The organism is Alteromonas sp. ABV2_168 (genome assembly GCF_056161165.1).
Map to the genome: position 1 here is coordinate 31091 of NZ_JBSWYQ010000011.1, position 16880 is coordinate 47970.

Here is a 16880-nt window from a genome sequence, read left to right on the forward strand (position 1 = left end):
GTGTGAGCGAAAATAAAAAAACAAAAGTTGTCATTGCCGGTGGTGGTACAGCCGGCTGGCTGACTGCATTCAGTCTGGCTACCAGGCTGGGAAATTTACTCGACATTACGCTGGTTGAATCCGACCAGATTGGCACCGTGGGTGTAGGGGAAGCCACTATTCCCACCATGCGTAGTTTCCATCAGTTGATGGGCATAAACGAACAGGAATTTATGTCTGCCACCCAGGCCACATTCAAACTGGGCATTCAGTTTGAAAACTGGGGGTCTAAAGATGAAAACTATCTGCATTCCTTTGGCGAAATTGGTCAGCGTGCCTGGATGGCAGAGTTTCACGCCTTCTGGATGGCGGCAAAAGAAAGTGGCTACAGTGCCGGACTGGACGACTTCTGTCTTGAGCTGAAAGCCGCCAGAGAAGGTAAGTTTGCCCTTGCGGCGGGTAAGAAGCCACTGAATTATGCCTTTCATCTGGATGCCACTGCCTATGCCGTCTGGCTGCGTAAAAAGAGTGAAGCCGCTGGTGTGATACGCATTGAAGGCAAAATCGCTGCAGTGGATCTTCACAGTGACAGTGGCAACATTACGGCATTAAAGCTGGAGACGGGCCGGGTCATAACCGGGGATGTGTTTATTGACTGTACTGGCTTTCGCGGACTGCTTATTGGTGAACACCTGGGTGTTGAGTACGAAGACTGGAGTCATTATCTCGCAGCCGACAGCGCCATTGCTGTGCAAACTGAGTCCGTTGAGCCACCTCTACCTTACACCCGTGCTATTGCCCACGAGGCCGGCTGGCAGTGGCGTATACCGCTGCAAACCCGCACCGGTAACGGCATTGTCTATTCAAGTCGTTTTCTCAGCGATGAAGAGGCTGAAAAGACACTGCTGGCAAACCTTGACGGCAAGCCCCTGACTCAACCGCGGAAACTGAAGTTTAAAACCGGAAGACGGGTAAAGGCATGGCATAAGAATTGTGTCGCCATCGGTTTGTCCGGCGGCTTTCTGGAGCCTCTTGAATCAACCAGTATTCACCTGGTCACCACGGCACTTATCCGTCTTATGAAGTTATTTCCGTTTTCGGATAATTTTGGAATATTAGCCGAAAGGTTTAACCAGGAAACGGCGGTTGAACTTGAAACTATCCGGGACTTTATTATCCTTCATTATCATCAGACTACACGTGATGACAGTCCGTTCTGGAACCACTACAGGACAATGGATGTGCCCGGTTCGCTGAAACACAGACTGTCGATTTTTCGTGAAAATGGTTATGTGTGGCCTGACGATGTATCGCTGTTCAGAGTGGACTCATGGGTACAGGTTATGATGGGGCAGGGACTGATGCCCGGAAGCTATCATCAGGCCGGTAAATTGCTTCCTCCTGAAGGACTGAAACAACAGTTAACAGCATTAAAGAATCAAATTGACAACCAGTTGGCGCAATTGCCGCCACACGCACAATTCATAGAGAAATATTGCCCGGCAGGGAAGGTGGGTTAATTTTCAGGAGACTGGAAAATGACGAACCGTGTTGTAATTGTAGGTGGTGGTGCCGCCGGATGGCTGACAGCAGGCATCCTGGCCGCGAAAAATGGCGAAAAATCCGGATGTACCCATCCGGTTCGCATTGAACTGGTTGAATCTCCCAACGTTAAAAACCTCATGGTAGGCGAAGGCACCTGGCCTACCATGCGGGATACTCTCCGCCAGATTGGCATATCTGAAAAAGACTTCATGCAGTTCTGCAATGCCGGGTTTAAACAGGCTTCTAAGTTTGTGGGCTGGCAATATGGTAACGGAGAGCATTACTATCATCCGTTCACTGCACCGGCTGGCTATGGCGCGGTGAATCTGTCGCAATATTTTCTTAAAAACCGTCCCGGTTCTGATTTTGAAACACTGGTCTGTGCCCAGGGGGCTGTGTGTGAGCAGTCACTTGCACCGAAGACGCTGGCAACGCCGGAATTTGCTTTTGCTCTGAATTACGGTTATCACCTCAACGCCGGTAAATTTACCGAAATGCTGCGTTTGCACTGCACGCAGAAATTAGGTGTGGTGCATACCACCGGACATGTTGAACAGGTTAATGGTGCGCCGGACGGTGATATCGCTTCAGTGACCTTGTCGGATGGCCGTGTCATTGAAGGTGATTTGTTTATCGATTGCAGTGGTTTTAAAGCATTATTGCTGAACGGGTTTTATAACGTTCCTATGGTGTGCAGGCGTGATCAGTTGTTCAATGATGCTGCGCTGGCACTTCAGGTGCCTTATCGTGACGAAAATGCGCCGGTAGCTTCTGCAACCGTAGCAACGGCACAAAAGCACGGTTGGATTTGGGATATTGCCTTGTCCGGCCGCCGGGGTATTGGCCATGTGTTCTCCCGCCAGTACTGCTCGGCAGACCAGGCTCAGGATGCACTGATGCAGTATGTGAGAAATGACCCGCATCTGGATGCATCAAAAGCAGAGCCCCGGTTAATCACTTTTGAGCCTGGTCACCGTTCGGTGTTCTGGCACCGCAACTGTGTAGCAATTGGCGTGTCAGCCGGATTCGTGGAGCCTCTTGAAGCAACAGCGCTGGTGCTGGTGGAAAAATCTGTTGAATGGATAAGCCACCAGTTTCCCCGTTGCCGCAATGCCATGACGGTACTGGCGAAACGTTATAACGAAATTACCCACAGCCGGTGGGAAGAGATCATCGACTTTATCAAGCTGCATTATGTGTTGTCGTCCCGGGATGACAGTGAATACTGGCGTGCTCACCGCGATGCATCCTCAGTGCCGCAAAGCCTGAAAGATTCTCTGGCATTGTGGCAAACCCAGCCGCCCTGGCTTTACGAGAGCGATCGCCGTCTGGAGCTTTTTTCCTCAGCCAGTAAGCAATACGTGCTGATGGGCATGCAATCTACATTCGGTGAGGCATGTACAGGCCTGTCGCAACATGAAATGCGGGTGGCGGAGAAGGCTTTAAATGATGTGCGACGCTCGACAGAGCAATTGCTAAATGGCTTACCCACCAACCGCGAGTTTCTGTCACGGCTGGCAGGCGCAGTTAAAAAGGACTGCAGGGCTACCGCTTAGCCCCCGCAATTTTTTCAGCCAGAGCCTCAGAAACAGGCATCGGCTTAAACGCACTGACGTTTCCGCCGCCGGTGTTACCGGCGAACAGACATGGCGATGTTTTTTGTAAAATTACCCATGTGATGACTTCCTGTTCAGTTTCTTAATGACAGCTGCTTTGCATATTATTGCCGGAAAACCACTTGTCCTTCGCTGCCTGCCAGCTGTTACGTAACATCAGTGCGCCGAGCACTACCGCACACAATGCGTAAAAGGCATTTACTGTCTCGCCGTGATGGTGGGCTCCCTCACCGTTGGGAATAAAGGACTGCCAGTTAAATGCCTCCACCGCTGCATTCAGCAAATAACCCAAACCGATGCTGGCTGTGAGTATGCAGAACAAATAGATGATAAGAGAGCGGCGGCCGAGTTCGCGGCCAATCATTCCCATGGTAGAAATATTGGTTGCCGGACCCGCGAGCAGGAACACCAGGATTGCACCGGGTGACAGGCCGGCAGACAGAAAGCCAACGGCAAGCGGTGTTGATGCCGTTGCACAGATATACATAGGGATCCCAATCAGCGCCATAACCAGCATAGCCAGAAAACCATCGCCCCATTGGGTCAGAAAAGATACCGGTACCCAGGTCTGAATGGCTGCAGCCAGCGTAAGGCCAATGAGCAACCACATGGTGATATCTTCCAGTAGTTTACCTGTAGCGAACTGCCAGATTTGAACGACTTTATTCTCTTTTTCTGATTCGGCCTGAGTTGAATTGCAACAGGAAGACGTTTCTGCAGGTGCCGGTGTAGTGACTTTCGTGTCGCAGCAACTACTTTGCACTGCAGGCTTTTCACTGCTGCAACAGGTTGATTCCGGCTTTTCATGTGCCGTTTCGCTGCAACAGGATTTAACCGGCGCAACCACTTCAGCTTTTGAGGCACAACAAGACGATACCGGTTCCTGCTCCGGTGCTTTACTGCTGCAGCAACTGTCCTGCTCAACCTTTTTTGGGGCAGCAGATGAAGATGATATGTTCTGGTCGTCTTTTACAAACCACTTCACCATCAAACCGGTATAAATGGCGCTGAAGATGGCAGCCACAGGGCGAACCACGGCGAATACGGGGCCGAGCAGGGCGTAGGAAACCGATATTGAATCTACCCCTGTTTCCGGTGTGGAAACGAGAAAGGATGCTGTGGCCGGCTTCGAAGCTCCGCTTCTTCTTAATCCCAGTGCGGCGGGAATGACTCCGCATGAGCACAGTGGTAATGGTGCACCAATGAAGGCAGATTTTATCACCGCCCCCACACTGTTCTTACCCATATGTTTCTGCAACAAGCTCACAGGGACGAGCTCGTGCATAATACCTGCAACCAGTAAGCCCATGAGTAACCACGGCGCTGATTCCATAAACAGACCAAAGAAATTGGTGAGCAATAGCGTTATATCGTTCATAGCGGTTTTTCTGAGTCCAGTAGTTGTAGAATCGTGCAATGCTGAGCACTTTCAGGGCCGCCATCGCACAAATTATTCATTTGAAGCAGCGACTGACGGATACGCTCCAGTTCATTAATTTTAGCTGTTACTTGCTGTAGCTTTTGTTCGGTGACTTTCTTCACTTCACCGCACGTGTGGGTATCAGGATGCAGTTTCAGCTCCATGAGTTCGCTGATTTCATTCAGCGTAAAACCCACCGTTTTAGTGCGTTGGATAAATAAGAGCTTTTCCACATCATCTTCAGAATACAGGCGATAACCTGCATCAGAGCGTTCGGAAGGCGTAAGCAAACCCTTGCTCTCATAAAAGCGGATGGTGTCGTTACTCAGGTCAGTCAGGCGGGCCAGTTCGCCTATTTTCAGCAAGTCTGATTTTTTCATAGTGCTTACTATAAACCCTGGAGTTAACTCCAGAGTCAAATGTTTTTCAAAAATATATAGAAGCAGGATTAGCGTTGCCGGGGATTTATAGATATCAGCGATGATATAAAGGGCGCTGAGTTGTTGCACCTTAACGCCCTGAATGAACCTTAGATTTATTTGAACAAGCTTGAATTCAGCTAATTCTGGAATACTGCTTCTTTAATTTATCCGGCAGGTAGGCCATTGTCGTGTTGTAGCCGGTTTCGAATAACGCTTCTTTGTCAGCGCCATTGGCATCAAAGTCCACGGCGGAGACCTCGCCGGTATCAATCAAAATAGTGCGCTGCCAGAATTCAGCGTGTACGTACTCCCTTGCCAGTGCCGACATAAAAGTACGGATTAACAGCATGACATAAGTGGGCAGGGCGAAACGGGCTTTCTTCTTGCCGAGGTTCTCTTTTTTCTGACGGCTTTGCAGGCGGAAACAGACCGAAGGTGTGCCGTCCTGCTGCCAGTCACGAAACAGTGCGTCCTCAGACAGTACCGCGCCGTCCACCAGTAATTTATCTTCGAATTGTTTGAAGGCAAAAATGAGGGGGATCGACATGGAAGCCCTTACTGCAGCGGAGACTTTCACATCCGGTGTTTCTGTCGCATTAAACAGCGCCGGACCGCCGCCGTTCACATCTGTGGCCAGAATATGTAAAGGATAGTTGATGGTTGAAAAGGTGACGCCGTCGAGCTGCTCATCCAGCCATTGTTCGAAAATATCTCCCGATGCCAGGCCGCCTTCACGTAACAGTCGCCACAAAGAAAAATCAGCAAACTGACGGAAGTCAGTATTCAGTGCCAGATGCTTCATTTCGGTTACTGTGAAGCCCCGTGCGTACATTGCCGCAATGATAGAGCCGCCGGATACGCCCACAATAGTGTTGTGTTTTACGTTAAGGTCGTCGAGTGCCTGTAATATACCTATGTGAGCAGGCAGCCGTGTACCGCCGCCGGACAGAATGGGAACGATTTGCTTGGGGAATATTCTGGATACAGACATACACCATCACCTTTTTCACCTTATACAAAGCATAGTTCAAGGTTGAAAAAGGCGACAGTTTCCGCTGTGTGATAAGCGCTTTTCAGTTATTGAATTTAATACTAAACAGCAGCGCTGTGTGCAAGGAACTCTTCGTAGGTACCTTCGAAATGATTGATTTTCTGATCTTTAATTTCGATAACCTGGGTGGCCAGTGAAGAGACAAATTCACGGTCGTGACTGACAAAAATTACAGTGCCGTCGTAGTTTGCCAGAGCATTATTCAGTGCCTCAATAGATTCCATATCAAGGTGGTTAGTAGGCTCGTCCATTACCAGTACATTGATATCCTGCAGCATTAACTTGCCAAACAACAGACGGTTTTTCTCACCACCGGAGCAAACACTCACTTTCTTATTGAAATCATCAGAGGTGAACAGCAAACGACCCAGCATGGCTTTAACCTGCAGATCATCATGCTTCGGTCCGCGCCACTGGCTCATCCATTCAAATAAAGTCAGATCGTTGGCAAAATCACGGTTGCTGTCCTGAGGAACGTAACCTACTTCAGCGTTTTCAGCCCACTTTACCACGCCCTCATTGGCGTCCAGTTCGTTGATCAGACATTTCAGCAGGGTGGTTTTGCCGGCACCGTTTTCACCGATAATGGCCAGGCGGGCTCCCGCTTCTAAAAGCAAATTACCGTTACTGAAAAGTGGCAATTCAGGGAAGCCGTGCCCCAGATCTTCAAGAGTAATCGCCAGACGGTGCAGCTTCTTGTGCTGTTTAAAAATGATGTATGGCTTACGGCGGCTGGACGCTTTAATTTCGTTCAGCTCAATTTTCTCAAGGCGCTTTGCCCGTGAAGTTGCTTGCTTAGCTTTTGAGGCGTTAGCTGAGAAGCGGGCTACGAAACTTTGCAGCTCTTCAATTTCTGCCTTTTTCTTATCATTTTCATGATGGAGCTGTTCCAGCGCAGCGGCAGCGGCTTCTGAGAAATCGTCATAGTTACCGGGATAAATACGCAATTCACCGTAATCGATATCGGCCATGTGAGTGCATACGGAATTTAAGAAGTGACGATCGTGAGAAATAATGATCATCGTAGACTTGCGCTTGTTGAGCTCTTCAGCCAGCCAGTTGATGGTGTAGATATCGAGGTTGTTAGTCGGTTCGTCCAGCAGCAGAATTTCCGGATCGGCAAATAACGCCTGTGCCAGCAACACACGGACTTTTTTACCCGGCGCTACCTCTTTCATCAGACCAAAGTGATAGTCTTCCTCAATGCCTGCAGCAATTAAGATATCTCCTGCACGGGCTTCGGCGGTATAACCGTCCATTTCAGCAAAACGGGTTTCCAGATCGGCTACACGCATACCGTCTTCTTCACTCATGTCCGCTTTGCTGTAAATCTCGTCACGTTCCTTCTTCACTTCCCACAGTTCGTTGTCGCCCATGATCACAGCATCAACCACCGACATTTCTTCGAAGGCGAATTGATCCTGATTCAGGATCCCAAGCTTGGTGCCTGGGGAGAGTGATACGTTCCCGGCGGAAGGGGTGAGCTTGCCGCTTAAAATTTTCATGAAGGTTGACTTACCACAGCCATTCGCGCCAATCAGGCCGTAGCGATTGCCGTTACCGAACTTAGCGGAGATATTTTCGAACAAAGGCGCAGAGCCAAACTGCATGGTGATATTGGCGGTGGTGATCACAACAAATTCCCGGAAAACAAAATAAGAGGTACACGTGAGTGCATTCAAGGCCGCGCAATATAAAGAATCCTGCCGGCCGTGTCGAGGTTAAACTGGCTAAAAGTCGCGCAATAGCGCACCGGTGAGTCAATCTGTCACGAAGGTGACTGAAATGTTAAAAAAATGAGAATGGCATTGACCTTTATTTGACCGTGTCGTAATGTAATGAAAGCGCTTTCATAGTCGGCGGGAATGGAATTCAATCGCGCTCAACTGAACAGTGCTTTCTTTTTGAGAAGATTTGTAAGCGCTTACAAAATTAATTCGACCACACAGACGGGACGAAAACTAAAAACAAATTTCCGGCACCGCCTGCTTGCCGGAAGTTGAAAACAGGGCTGAACACAATGACTAAAACATTTTTACAATTGTCGCGGCTGGCGGCCGCGATATCGGTCACAACCCTTGTGGGATGTGGCGGTGGCGCCACCACAAATACGGACGTGAATATTGTTGAGCCAACGGTACCGATAACAGACTGGGAGTTGGTATGGAGTGATGATTTTGACGGGTCTTCTATTGACGGAAATAACTGGACTCATGAAGTCAATTGCGCCGGTGGTGGCAACAACGAATCCCAGTGCTACACCGACAGTCCTGAAAATGCATTTGTCTCTGACGGCACGCTAAAAATTGTCGCGTTACCCGCCGCAGAAGGGGCGGAGAAGCCTTACACATCAGCCCGACTCGTTACACAGTACAAAGCAGACTTTAAATATGGCCGTTTTGAAATGCGCGCAAAGCTGCCCTCTGGTCAGGGAAGCTGGCCGGCATTCTGGATGATGCCTACCGATTCTGTTTATGGTGGCTGGCCGCGAAGTGGTGAAATCGACATCATGGAAGCGGTTAATCTGAAAGCCATGGACGCCGACGGCAACCCGGAAGCCAATATTCACGGTACCCTGCATTACGGCAGTGAGTGGCCGAATAACAAATACAGTGGTAAGGCCTATAAGTTACCGGACGGCGCTAATCCAGCTGACGATTTCCATACTTATGCGGTGGAATGGCAGGAAGGCGAAATTCGCTGGTATATGGATGATTACCTGTACGCCACACAGCGAAAGTCAACGGTGCGTTACAACAGCAAAGGCGAAGCGACCGGTCTGGCGCATCGTGGCTGGTACACAGAATATTTCGAGCAAACCACCGGTGAGCTGCAGAATTATTACACCAATGCCCCTTTCGATCAGGAGTTTTTTATGATCCTGAACCTGGCGGTGGGCGGCGACTGGCCATCCAACGTGAACGAGCTGGGCATTGATGCTGAAGCTTTCGCGGAAGGACAAACTTACGAAATCGATTATGTGCGTGTTTATCAATGTTCAGCCAATCCGGATACCGGTAAAGGCTGTGAAACTGTGCGCCCCGGCTATGACTCTACAGATGATGCTCTGGTAGAAGGTGAAGCGCCCATTCCTTCACCACCTTCCAGCGGTGTGGCACAGAACCTGACCATCTTTGGTGGTACCGATAATCCGAACTGGCCAGCATGGGACTGCTGTGGTGGCTCAACGCCTGCCATCGTCGACGATGCCGAAAAAGGTGACGTTTACGAATTCTCTATTGGCGCAACACCTACTGTGATGGGGTTCGTCAGCCGCAGTACTTTCATTACCGATCCGGGCGGGCAGGCAACCCCTTTTGACGGTGCGCCTATGTTGGAAACGGGTAGTGTAAAGTTTGATCTGAAAGTCACGTCGCTGCCTTTAGATGCCAGTGCTGCCTGGTTGTTCAAAATTGAAAGTTCAGAAGGATCAACCGCTGTAGAGTTTCCACTGGCAACCGGCTACACGGGCCCGAATGAATCTGCCGGCGATATGCCGGAAGAGGGCGTGTGGGAAACTTATGAATTTCCGCTTTCCATGCTCGATGAAGCTGGTCTGGATGTGAGCGCCATTGACGTCATTATGGTGTTCCCTGCCTGGGGCGCGGGTGACGGAGCAACTTACCGCCTGACCAACGTGGAAATTTCTGCAGAATCCAGCTACCCGGAACTGGTGATTTTTGAAGATGCTACAAACCCTAACTGGCCTATGTGGGACTGCTGCGGCGGCTCAACCCCCACAGAAGAAATGGATGACGATGCCCACGGCCTGACCGCTGAATTCCGTATCGGTGCCGAACCTACTGTAATGGGCTTTATTACCCGTCCCGCTGACGGTGGCGGTGACACCCCGTTCGACGCCACTGCACTGGCAGACGGCGGCCTGCTGCAGTTCGATATGCGTGTTGTGAGCTTGCCAAACGATGCCTCTGCAGCCTGGTTATTTAAGGTGGAATCTAACGGTGCTTCTACGGCCATTGAATTACCCATCACAGAAAGTGTGGAAGGGGAAGCACCGGTTGAAGGCGAGTGGCAAACCTATACCTTCCCCATAGCTGACCTGCAGGCCGGTGGCCTGGATATCAGCGCCATTGACGTGATCATGGTGTTCCCGGCCTGGGGGGCCGGTGAAGGTGCGGCATATCGTATCGACAACATGAAACTGTACCACCCGGATGCCGGTGCGGCTGCAGGTTTAACCCTGTTCGCTGATACCGCAGCGGATATGTGGAGCGTATGGGATTGCTGTGGCGGTTCTACTCCGACAATCGAAGCCGATGATGATGCCCACGGTGACGTAGCCGAATTCCGTATCGGCGGTACCCCGACGGTAATGGGCTTCCTGGCAGATGAAGAGGTGTCTTTCGATGCTTCAGCACTTCTTACCACAGGCGCGGTTCGCTTTGAAATGAAAGTGACTTCTATGCCTGCTGACAGCACAGCCCCCTGGCTGTTTAAGATTGAATCTACCGGTGCTGCTACTGCCGTTGAGTTGCCGCTGTCGGAAAGCCTTGAAGGCGTCGATCCGGTAGCCGGCGAATGGCAAACCTATACCTTCCCGCTGCAAACGCTGTCTGATCTTGGTCTCGATGTGTCAGACATCAACGTGGTGATGGTGTTTCCGGCATGGGGACAGGGTGACGGCGCGGTTTACCGCATCGATAACGCAGAAATTGCAGCGCAATAACAAAGCCTCCGGTGAAGCCATACCGGCTCGCCGGAACAATTGATTATGATGAGTAGGTCAACTATGAAAAACAATACATTTAAAAAGACCCGGGTCGCCACATCAATGGCTTTGTTACTGGGTACAACAAGCATGTTCAGCGCGCAGGCACAGGAAGCTGAAGCCGCTGCTGACGAAAGCATGGAAGTCATTCAGGTTAAGGGGATCCGCGGCTCACTGATGCGCTCTCAGGACCTGAAGCGCAATTCAAGCGGTGTCGTAGATGCCATTTCTGCTGAAGAACTGGGTAAATTCCCGGATACTAACCTGGCGGAAGCGTTACAGCGTGTCACCGGCGTAACTATCAGTCGGGCAAACGGTGAGGGTAGTCAGATCACTGTGCGTGGTTTTGGCCCTGAATTTAACCTTATCACCCTGAACGGCCGTCAGATGCCGGGCACCGGTTTTACCCGTTCTTATGATTTGCAGAACCTGTCTTCGGAAGGGGTAAAAACCCTGGAGTTGCAGAAAACTGCACGGGCGGAAAACCCCAGTGGTGGCTTAGGTGCTACGGTGAATATTCTGACCATGCGTCCTATGGATAATCCCGGTCAGCAGTTCTCGGTGTCGGCTAAAGGCATTATGGACACCTCTAACGAAGAAGGCAGTGATATTACGCCTGAAGTAGCCGGCGTGTTCACTAACACGTTTGCTGACGATATGTTCGGTATCGGTATTTCGGTATCTCACCAGGAACGTGATTTCCGTCAGCAATCTGCCAGCATCCAGGGTTGGGTGCTTGTGCCTGACCAGGATTTGCCCGAACTGGACCCGTCCATGGTGGTGGATAACCGTTCCGTCATTACCGATGCGGCATTCTTTCCTAAGGATCTGAACTTTGGCTTTGCCGATGTTCAGCGTGAACGTACCAATGCACAGGTCACGTTCCAGTTTCGTCCTACCGATAATTTCACCGCAACCCTGGATTACACCGCATCAGACGCCGTCACCGGCACTAACAGCTTTGGCTGGGGGATCTGGAATAACTTCGGGCCTAATATTAATGCTTATGAACTGGACGAAAATGGTACCGCGTTGTATGCCGATATTGCCGGTGACGACGGTTCTGCTACAGCCAGCCGTAACACCACCGAAGTGAACGCCCGCTCACTGGGTGTAAATCTGGAGTGGCAAATCACCGGTGACTGGGAAGTGTCAGTGGATTATCACGACTCCTACAATCAGATTGATAACGGCAAGGACAAAGGGTTAGGGGGCAGTGGCCAGGTCATTCTTGGCTCCGATCAGCTGATCTCCAAAGTGTATGATTATCGGGAAGGTGATATTCCCAGTTATTACATCAATTGGAATAACGGCACCAACGAGCTGATGCCCGGTGAAATTGATTCTAACTTCAGTCAGTTTACCCGCAATCAGGGCCGTTCGGATATTGAGCAGCTACAAATCGACAGTACCTGGTACAACTCGGTTTTTGACAGCATTCCGCTGGTGAAAGTCGACTTTGGTTATGCCCGTACCGAACAGTCGTTGGGTGCAACGGACGCCTGGGGTGGTTTGCGTGGCGGACCCGGCTTCAGCCCGTCCTATACCGAAATTTTCCCGGACAGCATGTTTACCCGCCATGATACCGGTGATTTCCTGGATGCATTCAGTGGCGGCGGTGATGCGCTGAATCCGAATTACTTTTACACCTACAGCTTTGACGAAGCGATCACCCGGCAGCTGGCTTACCTTACGGCAGACGTGACCGGTGACAGCAATGTTTACTCCATCGATCCTTTCTTTAATGCGCCAACGGTGAATTTTGTTGAAGAGATCACCGATTCTGTTTACGTACAAACCGAGTGGGATTTTGATATTGGTGATTTCTATGTGCAGGTGAATGCCGGTGTGCGCTATGAAGAAACTGAAGTGCCCAGTTCCGCGCAGGTGCGTGTACCCACACAGGTAAACTGGGTCGCACCCTCTGAGTGGATCACTGAATATCAGTCGGAACTTATCCTGCAGGATTTCACCGGTGAATATGACATTCTGCTGCCCATGTTCGACATTAAAGTGGACGTGACAGAAGACGTGGTTGCCCGTTTCTCCTGGGGTAAATCGATTACCCGTGCGCCTATTGGCTTGCTGCAAGGTGGTCGTGCATTTAGCGGCAGCCCCAAAATTGGTGCCCGTACCGCCTCTGAAGGTAACACCAGCCTGAAACCTTACGAGTCGCAAAACCTCGACTTGTCAGTGGAATGGTATTACAGCGAAGACAGCTATGCCTCCGTCGGCTTATTCCGCAAGACGGTGAGTGAGTATATCGAAACCACCGGGGGCGATCAGACCTTCGAAGGGCTGCGTGATATTTACCAGGGACCGCGGTGGAACGAAGCCGTTGCGGCTCTTGAAGCTGATGGTGTGCAGGCCACAGACAGTGCCATCTTCCAGTATTTCCAGGATAACGGCTACGCTAACGCAGAAGGTGTTGTTGAGCCAAACGCTGATGATCCACTCATCACGTGGCGTGTGACCAAGCCGCGAAATTTGCCGGATTCCCGCACAGTGGATGGTATTGAACTGGCCGTTCAGCATACTTTCGGTGACACCGGTTTCGGTGTGGGCGTGAACGGTACGCTGGTCGACGGTGATGTGAAGTATGACCCCTATATTCTCGAAAGCGGTCAGAACCCGCTGGTGGGTATCGGTGATTCTGCTAACTTCCAGATGTTCTATGAAAAAGAAGCGTTGTCGGTAAAAGTGACTTATGCATGGCGTGCAGGCTATCTGCAGGGCATGGGGCAGGCACAGGGTTCATCTGATGTACCGCCAACACAGGCAGACTCTTTCGGTCAGTGGGACTTCAGTATCAATTACGATTTCAACGAACATTTCACCGTGTTTGTTGAAGGCGTGAATGTAAATAACGAGACTGAACGTGGTTACGGCCGCTTTGAGGAACAATTCCTTTACGCCCGTCAATATGGTCCGCGTTATACCCTCGGTGCCCGGTATACGTTCTGATAAAAATAACAGGACCACATGAGTTCAGGCCGCATTGCATTTTGCTTTGCGGCCTTTTTTATATGCAAAGCCTAATCAGAATACTTTTCCGTTAGTGTCCATTTCGGTGAGATAAACCCTTACATCAAACTCTAACTGGTGGTAGTCAGGCTGCATATGGCGGCAAAGCTGATAGAACGCCTTGCTATGATCTTTTTCTTTAAGGTGAGCCAGTTCGTGCACCACAATCATGTTCAAAAAGGGCTCAGGCGTATTTTTGAATAAATCGCTGACCCGCAGTTCGTTCTTACTTTTCAGCTTCCCGCCCTGATTTCTCGCTACATAGGAGTGCAACCCAAGCGCGTGATTCACGATATGAATTTTACCGTCGTAAATGACTTTGCTTAAAGGTTGGGTTTTCTTCATGTACCGGTTTTTTATGTCCATGGCGTACTCACGCAAATCACGGTCATTGTTGATGTTGTGCACGGACGGGTAACGGGAGCGAAGCCAGTCGCCCAACTGATTGTTGTCGATGAGGTGGTGGATCTGATCCTGAAGATGTTGAGGGTAATGAGATAAATAGGTCAGTGGCCGGGACATGATGAATGCATAAAATAATAGTGTTGCAGCCAGTATACAGCATGATTAACCGCTCACCATGCATCCGGCTTTGAGTTTGCGGGTCAGCGGCTGAATATTAAACCTTTGACAGGATTTCACTATGGATAGATGGAGCAGGAGTAAATGGGTGGTAGACTGTGCGCCGGGCATTACGGGAAGCGAAGTATGAATTGGTTTAGTAAGGGGAAGGCGGCATTGGTGCTGGCTGTTTTAATCGCCGGTGTGGCAATCTGGCAATGGTCTGCAGCAGAAGCGCCACTATTTGATAACCCTGATACGGTTGTGACGACAGAACCCTTACCTGCACAATTCTTTGAACATGAGGTCAGCCCGGTTTTGACGAAGCGTTGTGTGGTATGTCACGCTTGTTATGACGCTCCCTGCCAGCTGAAAATGACAGCGCCGGAAGGTATTGCCCGCGGAGCGAATAAAGAGAAGGTTTACGAAGGTACCCGCTTAACTGCCGCCCAGCCGAACCGGTTATTTATCGACGCACATTCTGAAGACGCCTGGCGCAAGCGTGGTTTCTTTTCTGTTTTACCTGATGAAGACAGCGACGTTGTGCAGGAAACGCAAACCTCTGTCCTGGCGCAGATGCTGTTATTAAAGCGGGCCAATCCGCAACCTGATACCACCCACCTGGGAGACGGTTTCGATATCAGCTTAAACAGAGAGCAGCAATGTCCGACACTTGATGAAATGGGGCGTTATATTGCAGATCAGCCTCTTGGGGGCATGCCTTATGCCTTACCGAACCTGAATGCTGAAGAAGAACTGACACTGCTAAGATGGCTGCAGCACAATGCACCTTTACCTGAATCTCCTTCGTTAGACGAAAAGACTGTTGCTAAAGTATCGGAGCTGGAAACGTGGCTGAATGCAGATAACAACAAAGCGAAATTATCTGCGCGTTATATTTATGAGCATCTGTTCACCACTCATTTGTATTTTGACGGCCTGAGTCCCGAAGGCGAAACGCCGCAGTTCTTTAACCTGGTGCGGTCAGCCACGCCGCCGGGCAAACCGCTTGCGGTAATCGCAACCCGCCGGCCCTTCGATGATCCCGGCGTTGATAGGGTGTGGTACAGGCTCCAGCCTGTGTTCTCAACCATTGTCAGCAAAACCCATCAGCCCTATGTGATTAATGATGATTTACGGGCTAAATGGCAGGCCTGGTTTGTGGACGCGGACTTTGATGTGCCGGCATTACCCTCTTATAAACCGGATGTGGCGGCAAACCCTCTCACGTCCTTTACTTTGTTACCGGTGAAAAGCCGGTACCGTTTCATGCTGGAGCGGGCACAAAATACCATCATGGGATATATCAAAGGGCCGGTCTGCCGTGGCCAGGTCGCACTGAATGTCATCAATGACCGTTTCTGGGTGTTTTTTGTCGATCCGGAAGTCGCGGCTTCAGAAGAGCTTAATGAATTCTATGCCTCCCAACGGGAAAATCTGCATCTGCCGGCAGAAAAAGACAGTACTGCGTTGGCGGTAAGCTGGGTGAAATACGCCCGTCGCCAGGGCGAGTACATGCGTGCCAGAACGACATTTCTTAATGAAGCGTTTACGCAGGGTGAACACCTGAGTTTACAAAGTGTCTGGGCCGGCGACGGCAAAAATACTAACGCCAGTCTGACCGTATTTCGTCATTTCGACAACGCCACCGTGGTGAAAGGCATGGTGGGTAACCCCCCGAAAACCGCATGGGTGATTGATTACGCACTGCTTGAGCGCATCCATTATTTGCTGGTGGCCGGATTTGATGTGTATGGCAATTATGGTCATCAGTTGATGACAAGGCTCTATATGGATTTCCTGCGAATGGAAGGAGAATCGAATTTTCTCACATTACTGCCACCAGAAACCCGCCGTACCCAGTTAGCTGACTGGTATCAGCACGCCGGGCCGGAACTGACGGATTACATTGAGGGCGATATCAACAGCTTTGAACAGGACACCGGGATTGAATACGACACCGGTAAGCCAAAAGGGGAGTTGTACCGCCTTCTGGCTGCTTATCTCAAGCACGTTCAGCCGGAAAATACCGGATTACACAGTGATGTACTTAACGAAGAGCAGCTTGCCGCGCTGGCTACCATAGACGAATTACCTGCTCAGCAAGCCACAATCATGCCGGAGATCACCATGATTATGGTGCGAGATGACGAAAAACCGGAAGACTTCGACGTGTTCACTGTGCTGAGAAACAGCGCACACTTTAACGTAAGCAGCCTGTTTGAAGAAGATAAGAACCGTGACCACGCCAACGATTCACTGACACTGGTTCAGGGCTTTCTCGGTAGTTATCCTGATGTATTTTGGCAGGTTAATGCCTCAGATATTCCGCAGGTCGTTAAACAGTTAAATAAAGTGAAAAACGAAAGTGACTATCAGCGTCTGTTAGATAAGGTGGGGGTACGCCGTACCGACCCTGAATTCTGGTTATTCAGTGATGAGCTTATCAGATGGTCAGAAGCCCGTTATCCCATTGACGGCGGTTTGCTTGATTACAACCGGTTAGAGGACCGGTAAACGGGAAATGTAAATG

11 protein-coding genes are annotated in these 16880 nt (G+C 50.3%); 5 read left to right on the top strand and 6 right to left on the bottom strand.

All coding sequences use genetic code 11. The features are described from left to right. The first annotated feature begins 2 nt into the window (after window positions 1–2). Window positions 3–1499, top strand: coding sequence for a tryptophan halogenase family protein (locus ACXAH4_RS15965; RefSeq protein WP_474882622.1), 1497 nt, complete (start codon window positions 3–5; stop codon window positions 1497–1499). Between the two features lie 18 nt (window positions 1500–1517). Next, the gene (locus ACXAH4_RS15970) at window positions 1518–3080 is read left to right on the top strand and encodes a tryptophan halogenase family protein (protein ID WP_474882624.1); all 1563 of its coding nucleotides are present in this window, start codon (window positions 1518–1520) and stop codon (window positions 3078–3080) included. Here ACXAH4_RS15970 and ACXAH4_RS15975 read toward each other — a convergent pair. From ACXAH4_RS15975 to ACXAH4_RS15995, 5 genes are all read right to left on the bottom strand, one after another. Next, on the bottom strand, window positions 3070–3204 hold the full coding sequence (locus tag ACXAH4_RS15975) for a DUF3703 domain-containing protein (RefSeq protein ID WP_474882696.1): 135 nt from the start codon (window positions 3202–3204) through the stop codon (window positions 3070–3072). The genes ACXAH4_RS15970 and ACXAH4_RS15975 overlap by 11 nt on opposite strands. An 18-nt stretch (window positions 3205–3222) precedes the next feature. Beyond that, window positions 3223–4518 carry an SO_0444 family Cu/Zn efflux transporter gene (locus tag ACXAH4_RS15980; RefSeq protein ID WP_474882626.1) on the bottom strand — a complete coding sequence of 432 codons (1296 nt, stop codon included), beginning with the start codon at window positions 4516–4518 and terminating at the stop codon, window positions 3223–3225. Further along, window positions 4515–4940: a Zn(2+)-responsive transcriptional regulator gene (zntR, locus tag ACXAH4_RS15985; protein WP_349584671.1), complete on the bottom strand. Its 426-nt coding sequence runs from the start codon at window positions 4938–4940 to the stop codon at window positions 4515–4517. Before zntR ends, ACXAH4_RS15980 begins: the two co-directional genes overlap by 4 nt. A gap of 175 nt (window positions 4941–5115) precedes the next feature. Then, window positions 5116–5973, bottom strand: a complete 858-nt coding sequence (locus ACXAH4_RS15990; RefSeq protein WP_474846399.1) for a patatin-like phospholipase family protein — start codon at window positions 5971–5973, stop codon at window positions 5116–5118. Between the two features lie 101 nt (window positions 5974–6074). After that, complete coding sequence (locus ACXAH4_RS15995) at window positions 6075–7667, bottom strand: ABC-F family ATPase (protein ID WP_474846397.1); 1593 nt, start codon at window positions 7665–7667, stop codon at window positions 6075–6077. Between the two features lie 386 nt (window positions 7668–8053). Here ACXAH4_RS15995 and ACXAH4_RS16000 point away from each other — a divergent pair, with 386 nt between their 5' ends. Continuing rightward, window positions 8054–10720 carry a family 16 glycosylhydrolase gene (locus ACXAH4_RS16000; protein ID WP_474846395.1) on the top strand — a complete coding sequence of 889 codons (2667 nt, stop codon included), beginning with the start codon at window positions 8054–8056 and terminating at the stop codon, window positions 10718–10720. 63 nt (window positions 10721–10783) lie between these two features. After that, window positions 10784–13726, top strand: a complete 2943-nt coding sequence (locus ACXAH4_RS16005; protein ID WP_474846393.1) for a TonB-dependent receptor — start codon at window positions 10784–10786, stop codon at window positions 13724–13726. 75 nt (window positions 13727–13801) lie between these two features. Here the strand turns inward: ACXAH4_RS16005 and ACXAH4_RS16010 are convergent, their stop codons facing one another. Next, window positions 13802–14308: a M48 metallopeptidase family protein gene (locus ACXAH4_RS16010; RefSeq protein ID WP_474846391.1), complete on the bottom strand. Its 507-nt coding sequence runs from the start codon at window positions 14306–14308 to the stop codon at window positions 13802–13804. Between the two features lie 186 nt (window positions 14309–14494). Here ACXAH4_RS16010 and ACXAH4_RS16015 point away from each other — a divergent pair, with 186 nt between their 5' ends. Continuing rightward, window positions 14495–16864 carry a fatty acid cis/trans isomerase gene (locus ACXAH4_RS16015; protein WP_474846389.1) on the top strand — a complete coding sequence of 790 codons (2370 nt, stop codon included), beginning with the start codon at window positions 14495–14497 and terminating at the stop codon, window positions 16862–16864. The last annotated feature ends 16 nt before the right edge of the window (window positions 16865–16880 follow it).